6 protein-coding genes and 3 pseudogenes are annotated in these 8,653 nt (G+C 51.2%); 2 read left to right on the top strand and 7 right to left on the bottom strand.

The features are described 5' to 3' along the window. Nucleotides 1–100: 100 nt before the first annotated feature. The 5 genes and pseudogenes from B5F27_RS15210 to B5F27_RS15190 all read right to left on the bottom strand — a co-directional run. A pseudogene (locus B5F27_RS15210) lies at nucleotides 101–1,525 on the bottom strand (conjugal transfer protein TraE); the annotation flags it as partial. 31 nt (nucleotides 1,526–1,556) lie between these two features. Beyond that, the gene (locus tag B5F27_RS15205; RefSeq protein WP_087368927.1) at nucleotides 1,557–1,949 is read right to left on the bottom strand and encodes a PrgI family protein; all 393 of its coding nucleotides are present in this window, start codon (nucleotides 1,947–1,949) and stop codon (nucleotides 1,557–1,559) included. Nucleotides 1,950–1,978: 29 nt separating this feature from the next. Further along, nucleotides 1,979–2,248 (bottom strand): annotated as a pseudogene (locus B5F27_RS15200) (hypothetical protein); the annotation flags it as partial. Nucleotides 2,249–2,356: 108 nt separating this feature from the next. Beyond that, complete coding sequence (locus B5F27_RS15195; RefSeq protein WP_087368926.1) at nucleotides 2,357–4,189, bottom strand: reverse transcriptase/maturase family protein; 1,833 nt, start codon at nucleotides 4,187–4,189, stop codon at nucleotides 2,357–2,359. A gap of 575 nt (nucleotides 4,190–4,764) precedes the next feature. Beyond that, complete coding sequence (locus B5F27_RS15190; protein ID WP_343214649.1) at nucleotides 4,765–5,343, bottom strand: CD0415/CD1112 family protein; 579 nt, start codon at nucleotides 5,341–5,343, stop codon at nucleotides 4,765–4,767. A 432-nt stretch (nucleotides 5,344–5,775) separates the two neighbouring features. Here B5F27_RS15190 and B5F27_RS15185 point away from each other — a divergent pair, with 432 nt between their 5' ends. Further along, entirely contained in the window at nucleotides 5,776–6,213 is a 438-nt protein-coding gene (locus B5F27_RS15185; RefSeq protein WP_087368924.1) for a DUF4869 domain-containing protein, read from the top strand. An 8-nt stretch (nucleotides 6,214–6,221) separates the two neighbouring features. Next, nucleotides 6,222–6,689 carry a hypothetical protein gene (locus B5F27_RS15180; RefSeq protein ID WP_144066554.1) on the top strand — a complete coding sequence of 156 codons (468 nt, stop codon included), beginning with the start codon at nucleotides 6,222–6,224 and terminating at the stop codon, nucleotides 6,687–6,689. Between the two features lie 198 nt (nucleotides 6,690–6,887). On the opposite strand, the gene B5F27_RS15175 is transcribed toward B5F27_RS15180, so the two are convergent. Further along, on the bottom strand, nucleotides 6,888–7,103 hold the full coding sequence (locus B5F27_RS15175) for a Maff2 family protein (RefSeq protein ID WP_087368922.1): 216 nt from the start codon (nucleotides 7,101–7,103) through the stop codon (nucleotides 6,888–6,890). Between the two features lie 166 nt (nucleotides 7,104–7,269). Continuing rightward, nucleotides 7,270–8,544, bottom strand: a pseudogene (locus tag B5F27_RS15170) (type IV secretory system conjugative DNA transfer family protein); the annotation flags it as partial. Nucleotides 8,545–8,653 lie beyond the last annotated feature (109 nt).

Below are 8,653 nucleotides of genomic sequence, written 5' to 3'. Positions count from 1 at the left end.
TCCCAACGCTGGCTTTTGACCAGTGCAGGTCACAGTAGGGTTACTCCAAATGGATAGAGCAGCGTTTACACGCAATACATTACGCGACTTCGTGTCGCACCTCGGCCTCGGGGTCGCACACGATAATATCGTCGTCCGTGGAGAGGAATGCGTTTGTGATTTCCCGTTTGGCAGCGAAGGACTTGCCTGAACCGGGCGTACCCAGAATCAGGCCGTTGGGGTTTTTCAGCCGCTTGCGGTCCACCATAATCAGGTTGTTGGAGAGGGCGTTCAGGCCGTAATAGAGCGCGCCTTCCCCGGCTTGGAAAAGCTCCTGTGTCGTAAACGGGATGAAGATAGCGGTACTGGATGTGGTCAGCGCCCGCTCCGCCTCCACCATGTTGTGGGCCAGGGGCAGGCTGGACATAAGGCCCTGTTCCTGCTGCCAGTCCAGCCGGGTGAGCTGGCAGTTGTGCTTCTGGGCAATGCTGGCCGCCTGAAAGACGGTGGTTTCCAGCTCCTGTGGCGTCCGGCCGGTGTTGAGAATCAGGAAGGTAAGCAGGAACATCCGCTCATTCTGGCTTTGCAGCTCTTTCAGAAGGTTCTTGGCGTCGCGGCCATAGGTCGCCAAATCTGACGGCAGTATGTCAATATCGTAGCCTGCGCGGACAGCTTTCTTCTGTTCCTCGATCTTCCCGCGGTCTAGTTCAGTGATGGTCCGCTTGACCGTCTTGATAGCCTTGTTCTGGTCCACCGAGTGGATGTGCATGGTGACAACCTGACTGGACTCCATGCCGAGAAAGTCTTTCAGCAGCTGGTCGCTCAAATCCGACGCCGTGATGGACAGAAAACTCATGGCCCCGTACATCCCGCCGATCTGGCAGGTACGGGTGTTGAAAGCAAAGGCGCTGGGGGCAATAAAGTCTTTTGCAGACAGGCCCGACTTGGGCAGCTCCTTCCAGTTGAATCTGAATTTGGATTCGCCGTCCATGTGGAACATATCGTGCATGAGGCGCAGCCGTTCCTCGCCGTTGAGGACCCGGGCCGCCGCGCCCAAGCGACGGAAGTTGTTGAGGATGTCGTTTTGCAGGTGGTCCAGTCGGGGCTTTGCCTGCCGCATGGCCGCCGCCTCGATGCCGAAGGTCAGGTACTTGGTCTTGGTCAGACCGTTGTTGCCCTGGGCAAGCTGCTTTTTCAGCATCTGGCTGTACTCAGCCCGGATGTCATCGAAGCCGTCCTGCCGGGGCCGGATGCGGATGCTGTGCTCGAAGCTCTCAGCGTCAGCCGCCATGTTCACAAACGAAAACTCGAAGTGGACCGACGAATCAAAGAAATTCAAAAAGCTGCACCATTCCTCAAAAATTGCGGTCTTGTCCTCCTGCAGGGCCAGCTGGTAGTTGATGTCCTGAAACTGGATGGTGCGGGTGTAGTAGTTGGAGCACACCCGACAGGTGCCGTCGGCAAACATCCGCTCAAAAGGGATGGTCTGCTGGGCAGTGCGGGGGATGCCGTCGTCCCGCTTGGCAGTTTTCACAATGCGGTCTATCTTCTTCTGCTCCGATTTGCTGAGCAGGGGTTTATCTGCGGGCTTTTCGCTGTTCCGCTTTTTGAACAATGCGGGTCACCTCCTCCTGGGCGTCTGTCTGCCGCATCAGGGCGGCGTAGTAGTTGTTGGTACGGTAAGGACGGACCTTGGGCCGGACGAACTGGGCCTGATAGAACTGCCGGGCCACCACTTCGGGGGGCTGGCCGTTGCGCTCGTACAACCCGAAGAAGAAAAACGGGAGCATGACCACAATCATGGCCAGGGCTGCCAGGCTGAGATTCCCTGCCGAGCGGACAAAAAAGTAGACCGGCACACCGATGAGTGCGCCGGTCCCGAAGCAGATGAGCTGCCGTTTGGTCAGGCCGAATAGGATTTTGGATTTAACCCGCGTCAAGTCACGCGGGACGGAAATATAGGCTGCCATTTGTACCTCCTTATATAATAGGTATAGGGTCAGTGGGCGTTGAGGATGCTGCGGGCGAGGGTGCCGGTCTTGAGCAGGGTAAAGCAGAGCAGGACGGTGTACCCGATGACGCCCCAGATAGAGCCGATGGGGTCGGATGCAAACGAAACGCCCTGAATCAGCACCGCGTAGATGCCCACACAGATCATGATGAGGAAGCCCTGCAAGCCCAGGGCCAACAAGCCGCGCAAATAGTTCTGGCCGATCTGCGATTGTTCTTTGCTGCCAAAAGTGGAGAATGGAACAGGGGCTAAACTCACGGCAAGTAGGGTAAGAACCCGGCGCCTTGCCATATTGCTATGGTAGGTTTCCAAGAACTCCCCTCCGAACCGGACTTACACCTCTCAGCGTATCCGGCTCTCCGGATGTCAGTCTAATTTTCCAGCGTGTAATTTGTCGTGGCAGTTAACGCAAAGCGCCATGGTCTTACGCTTGCGCCCGATCATGGCGATTTCCCATTGTTTCCTGCCTTTCAAATCCTTGAGTTTTCGAATATGGTGCATTTCCAGCGGCATATTCTCCGCACCACACCACTCGCATTTGTTGGCTTTCAGCCTTTTTATGAGGCTGTTGCTTCCATAGTTCTCAACAGCTCTTGCCACTATATCAGGATTTTCCTTGCCTACTTTGGTGTCGCGGCGGAATCCCTTATTGTAGAACAGTGTCTGCCCGACCTTGCCATTTTTCTGCAAATACTCCACGGCAAAATCTTTTCCTTTACGGTATTTTCGAATGATTCTGCTGATTCGTGTCCGATATTTTCCAGCAAAGGTTTTGAGCATACTGTATCTCATTACATAGTAGAAGTTATTGAGTACAGACACGTTGTTTGCAAGTCGGTAGTAGTTATACAATCCACGAATTTCTGCGTTGTACTGGTTTAAGATTTCCAAATCGTCCAAGTGCAGCAGGCGAGTGCGCCGGACAGGTTCCCAAACCTCTTTGTTTCCATTTTGTTTGTCGTATTTAATCTTGAGGGCATTGTAGGAGAACAGTCGTTTTACCCACTTATCATGGGGAACATAGAGCAAGACTTTTCCATTGTTTACCCGTCTGGTAGCCCCGGTTTTGGTCTTTTTGTTGTATTCGCCTTTGGCGATTGTGACCTCATATCCCAAGAACTTCGCAAAGTCATGTCCATGAGTAATCAATGTCTTTTCCCTGGACATTTCCAGATGAAGTTTCTCCCGGATAAAGCAGCCTACATCTTGTTTAATCTGTTCTGCGTCCCCTTTGCTGCCGATAACTCCAATTAAGAAATCATCGGCATATCGGATATAGCAAATCCGTTTATAGCTATCGTCCATCTGGTCACTATACGGCATAGATTTCAGACTACGCCGCAGTTCCCGGATTTCTGCAATTAGACCTTCTTTTTCTTCCTCGCTCATTTTAGAGAGATTTCTTTTAAGCCTTTGTTCTTTCCCCCGGCAGACATCCAGCTTCTTCTTGAACGCAGGATTGATTTTACGGCGGTTTCCGCAGTTGAATTTCTCTGCATACTCTGCCATATAACTGTCCAGTTCGTTCATGTAGATGTTTGCAAGGATAGGGCTGATGATGGAGCCTTGCGGAGTACCGGAATAAGTATTGTGATAATTCCAATCCTCCATATATCCGGCTTTCAAGAACTTCCAGAGCAGACCGATGAAATGTTCGTCTGCAATCCGCTTTCGCAAAATAGCAATCAACACATGATGGTCTACGTTGTCAAAACAGCCCTTTATATCTCCCTCAACGAACCACTTTGTCCCCGTAAAATATTTCTGCACGTATTTGAGTGCCGTATGACAGCTTCTGTTTATACGGAAACCGTGGGAATAGTCGCTAAAGGTTGGCTCATAAATGCTCTCTAAGATGAGCCGCACCACCTCCTGTATCAGTTTATCGTCGAATGACGGTATCCCCAGAGGACGCATTTTCCCATTGGATTTCGGGATATACGTTCTCCTTGCCGGGTTAGGCTGATAACGAAAATCCCGCATCTTTTCAATGAGGGCGTTTATCCTTGCCATTCCCATTCCGTCAATGGTTTTGCCGTCTGTTCCGGCTGTCATGTTGCCTGGTTTCGCCTGTATCCGCTGATATGCCAGCAGATAGAATTGTGGATTGTACAGGTTGCGGTATAACCGCTCGTACTTGTAACTCTTGTTACACGCCTTGGATTTTAGGCTTTCCAACACATTTTCAGGACTTCTCATAATGCCTCACGCACCTTTCCTTTTTATGGGTTGGTTGACATCCTGCCTCCCTTCGCCATGTAGACAGCTTTCCCGCCCTCGGACTACTACGGAGGCTCCGTTGCCATGCCGGATATTCAGCGTCATCTTTCTTGGGTTTTTACTCCTTGAAATTTCTCACCTTGCGGTATTACGCATAGCCGGATAGTTCCGGCGTTCCGGTTTAGGCAATCTCCAGTTAGACATTTTGGGAAAAGCGTATTGTGATGTCGGTAGTGGGTTTTCGTCCTTTTCCGCTTACTGCGGCTGGCTGTCATAAGTATCGTGCGGTCTGTGTTTACCTGTCACATTCCGCTATGACATACGGCGAAAATAACCATCCTGCGCCGCCGGGTCGAGTATCCCGCCTCGGACTGCCCTTAAAGCAGTTTAGCCTTGCTCCTCATTCACAATGTTGCGTCTTGCCGCTCAGTCGTGGGTAGATGGTTTTCCCAACTTGCGATTTTTCCGATACGCTATTGTCCCCCTTGTAGTTTCCCTCCGGGGTAAATCGGATGACGCTAAAGTGACGCTTTTCACGTCCTTGATACTTTTCTTTACCGGCTTGCTAAAGCCGGGTTCCCAAAATGCCCGCACACCGCCTTTGAATGAAAAGCGGCGCTTCTGGACGCGCGATATATTTCCACCATCCGGCCATACACGATGACAAAAATGGCGATGGAGAGTATTTGCATCGTGAACCCAATGATGAAAGATTGCAGGTAAAGTCCCAGCAGTTCGCCCAGCTCCAGGGTCATGAGGGAAGTTTGCAGGCTGGACAGCGTGGTATCATCCACCGCTGTGCTGCCCGCGATGATGCCGCTGGCTTCACCCACCACCGTCTGGGCCAAATCGAACACAGCCATCGTGATGTCAAAAGTGTGGGAGATGAGGGTGACGGCCACGAAGGTCTTGAACACCCAACGGAAGAAGGTCCAGGTCTCGAAATTGGCCAGATTGTTGTGGTCGATGACCATCTGGATCAGCTCATAACAGGCCACGAGGGTCAGGAAGATGCCCGCAATCGGCAGGATCGCCGACTCGGACACCTCCTGGACCATCTCAAAGACCCGTGGCGAGAACTCGGCCGGGGTCAAACTGACCTGCTCGCCGATTTCGCCCACTTGCTGGTTCACACTGTCGAACATCCCGGCAAGATTGCCCATGACCCCGCCGACCAGTATCTCCTTAAGCCACTCTGTGATTTTCTGGAGTACCTTGTCCACGGGCCACCCTCCTTAGCCCAGCAGCGGGAAGCGGGACAGCAGGCTCATGAGAGACGCGAGAAACTGAAAGAGCGCGGTTGCAACAGAAAAGATTTCCATAATCGTTTCCTCCTGTGAATGAAAAAGTTGAGTTGTGAAGCGGATTTTGCCCAGCTGCCAGCGCGCCGCGGGCGAATTTCAAAGCCCTGTACTGTGGGTGGCAGTTCCCGCTTGTGGCGCTGGAAAGGGGGGCAAAGTGCAAACAGATGTTTTTTCGTCTTTCTAGGCGAATTTATCATTCTGGTGTGTACAAAAACTCCCAAAGGTCTTATAATAATGACAAGAACCCGAAGGAGGGGCGTTATGCTGAGCATTTACTTTGGCGATATGCCGCAAGCTATTTACAACACATCAAACTACTTCAACAATATCTATCTGGATGACTGGCTGAACGACCCTCTGGACCGCCGAATGATTAAAGCGGTGGATAAAGGAGAAGTGCTCGGCCCCAATGCCGTTCATACCAAGGCCCTCGGCGTCATTCCCCCTACCAAGCTCTCTGGCGGGGTAAAAACATTGATGCTGATTCATCATCTGCCTGAGCAGGTTTTCAACGCTTCCAACTGTGGCGACAACTGCGCCCGTTGGATTCTTGAGATTGCCAAGAAGCAGGATGTCACCATCAATCTGCGCCATATCATGGATTTTGGGGATAGAAAGATGAATGTCAGAATCTTAAACAATGGGCAGGTCGTAGACAATATGGGCGACCTTGCAGAGATTGCAGCCCGTTATGTGTAAGGTGGTCCATGATGAAAGGGATTCATGAAGTTATAGTACGGAACAATCGGGTGCAGTATAAATTTTCCGTCCGCCGTAATTTGACCATCCTGCGCGGTGATAGCGCAACTGGAAAATCGACCTTGATCGACCTCATCGCCCAATATGCCAGAGACGGCGAAAAGAGCGGCATTTTTTTGCGCTGTGATAAACCGTGCGTAGTGCTTTCCTCTAATGTCTGGCAAATGCAGCTTACCGCCACCCGGGACAGCATTGTATTCATAGACGAGGACAATTCCTTTGCGGCAACGCAAGAATTTGCAGCCTGCGCCAAAGCCAGTGATAACTACTACGTCATCGTGATGCGGGAAAGTCTGCCGCAGCTTCCTTATAGTGTGGATGAAATCTACACGCTGAAAAACAAGACCCGCGGTTATGGTCAAGTTAAACGCTTGTACACAGAGTTTGAACATATTTACGAGCCAGAATCTTCCTGATTGACAAAACCAAAGATTCCTATTTGCACTATAATAAAAAAGAACTGAATCCAGTGTACCTTCAAGAACATGAGAAATCGGAAATCGAGAGGCTTTTGCCCCTCGACTCCGAATCCATATGACCAGAAGGTTTCGATGCAAGCAACGCTCTCTAATGGAAAAATATTCTGTTAGAGAGCGTTTGTGTGTTTGCTTTGATTAGCCGAACAGACCGGACAGCAGGGGAACGAGGGTGGTGCCGATGAGCGCAACACCGCCGCCGGCCATCAGCTGTTTCATGCCCTGGCTCTTCGAGCCGGGGTTGTCGTTGCCATAACCTTCCAGCAGGTTGACGCCGCCCCACACGCCGAGGCCAGCGCCCAGAGCAACAACGAGGGTCTGCAGGACTTCGATTGCGCTGTTAAAAAATTCCATAGTGATCTCCTCCTTATAAATAAAAGAACTTGCGGCCGGCCAGATGCACATCTGAAATCGTATATTTTGGGTTCCGCAAACCGCGGCGAGGGTTGATTTTCTGGTGTATCCTGGGGCCTGGGTAAATAAAAATGGCCCTCTGTTTTGAGGGACAACAATTCATAGGTTAAAGGTTATCTGCGTCCACCACATCATAAGTATCAGACGGCTTGAGACTCAAACGCCGGTCAAGAAACTTCTCAATATCGAACATATTTTTCTTGTCATAGTCGCCGGTGAGCTTATAGTTTGGGTGCTGAGTCAGGTTATACTTGTCGGACAAAAAAGGCCGGACGCCGCGCAGCTGCAGGATGCACTTGCCGCCGTCCATGACGGCCAGCTCGTCCCGGCTCATGAGTTCATGGCCGGTTTTTTGATACGATGTTCCGTAACTTGGGCTGTTGCCGCGGGTATCCGAAGTATTGTACATGTCGATTGTTTCCTTGCCCAGCGTAGCCGATAGTTCTTTGAGGGTAGTGTTCTCCGAACCGCCCAGAAACACCTGGCTGTCCATATTGCCGATGATGGTATCCGCGTTGTCCTTATATAGCGCTTTCAGCTGGGACTGTGCCTGTAAAACCAGGCAGGCCGAGATTTCTCGGCTGCGGATGGTTGCCACCAATTTCTCCAAGTTCGGGATTTGACCAATGTTGGCGCACTCGTCGATCAGGCAGCGCACATGGACGGGCAGCCGCCCGCCATATACATCGTCGGCTTTCTCGCAGAGCAGGTTAAACAGCTGGGTATACACCATCGAAATCAGGAAGTTGAAGGTACTGTCTGTGTCGGACATAATGAGAAACAATGCTGTTTTCCGGTCGCCCAGGGTGTCCAATTCCAGCTCGTCATAAGAAGTAATTTCACGAAGTTCCGCGATGTCAAATGGGGCCAGCCGGGCACCGCAGGAAATAAGAATCGACTTAGCCGTTTTTCCGGCAGCCAGCTTGTAGAGACGATACTGGCGTACTGCAAAGTGGTTCGGCTGCCGCTCTCCCAACCGTTCAAACATCTGGTCCACAGGGTTTTGGAACTCCTCATCATCCTCCCGGACTTCCATCACATTCAGAAATTCCAGCAATGTAGCGAAGTTTTGCTCCTCCTCTGGGGCTTCATAGTGAATATAGGCGATAAGCGACGTAAGCAAGAGCTTTTCCGCCTTGTCCCAGAAGGGGTCACCCCCTTTGCCTTCGCCACGGGTGTTGGTCATGAGGGTTGTCACCAGCTTCAAAATGTCCTTTTCTGAGTGGATATAGTGGAAGGGGTTGTAATGCATCGACTTGCCAAAATTGATGATGTTGAATATTTTTATGCGATAATCTTTCTTCAAAAATGCGTTTCCGACTTCAAGAACCGTAGTACCTTTGGGGTCAGTTAAAACATAGGAACTGTGCATTTGGAGCAAATATGAGGTAGGCACCCTGCGCCTTGCCGGCTTTCACCGGTAGGTTTCAGGGAGCCGCCTCCCAAACCGGACGTACACCTCTCGGCGTATCCGGCTTTCCATGAATCAC

This window comes from Faecalibacterium sp. An192, from assembly GCF_002160175.1.
Taxonomy (GTDB): domain Bacteria; phylum Bacillota; class Clostridia; order Oscillospirales; family Ruminococcaceae; genus Faecalibacterium.
This window is presented reverse-complemented; position numbering and strand designations above follow the sequence as displayed.

What these genes read in the sequence shown, in the direction of transcription:
- B5F27_RS15205 (WP_087368927.1), bottom strand. Translation starts at nt 1,949, where the DNA reads ATGGCAGCCTATATTTCCGTCCCGCGTGACTTGACGCGGGTTAAATCC.
- B5F27_RS15175 (WP_087368922.1), bottom strand. Translation starts at nt 7,103, where the DNA reads ATGGAATTTTTTAACAGCGCAATCGAAGTCCTGCAGACCCTCGTTGTT.
- B5F27_RS15195 (WP_087368926.1), bottom strand. Translation starts at nt 4,189, where the DNA reads ATGAGAAGTCCTGAAAATGTGTTGGAAAGCCTAAAATCCAAGGCGTGT.
- B5F27_RS15180 (WP_144066554.1), top strand. Translation starts at nt 6,222, where the DNA reads ATGATGAAAGGGATTCATGAAGTTATAGTACGGAACAATCGGGTGCAG.
- B5F27_RS15185 (WP_087368924.1), top strand. Translation starts at nt 5,776, where the DNA reads ATGCTGAGCATTTACTTTGGCGATATGCCGCAAGCTATTTACAACACA.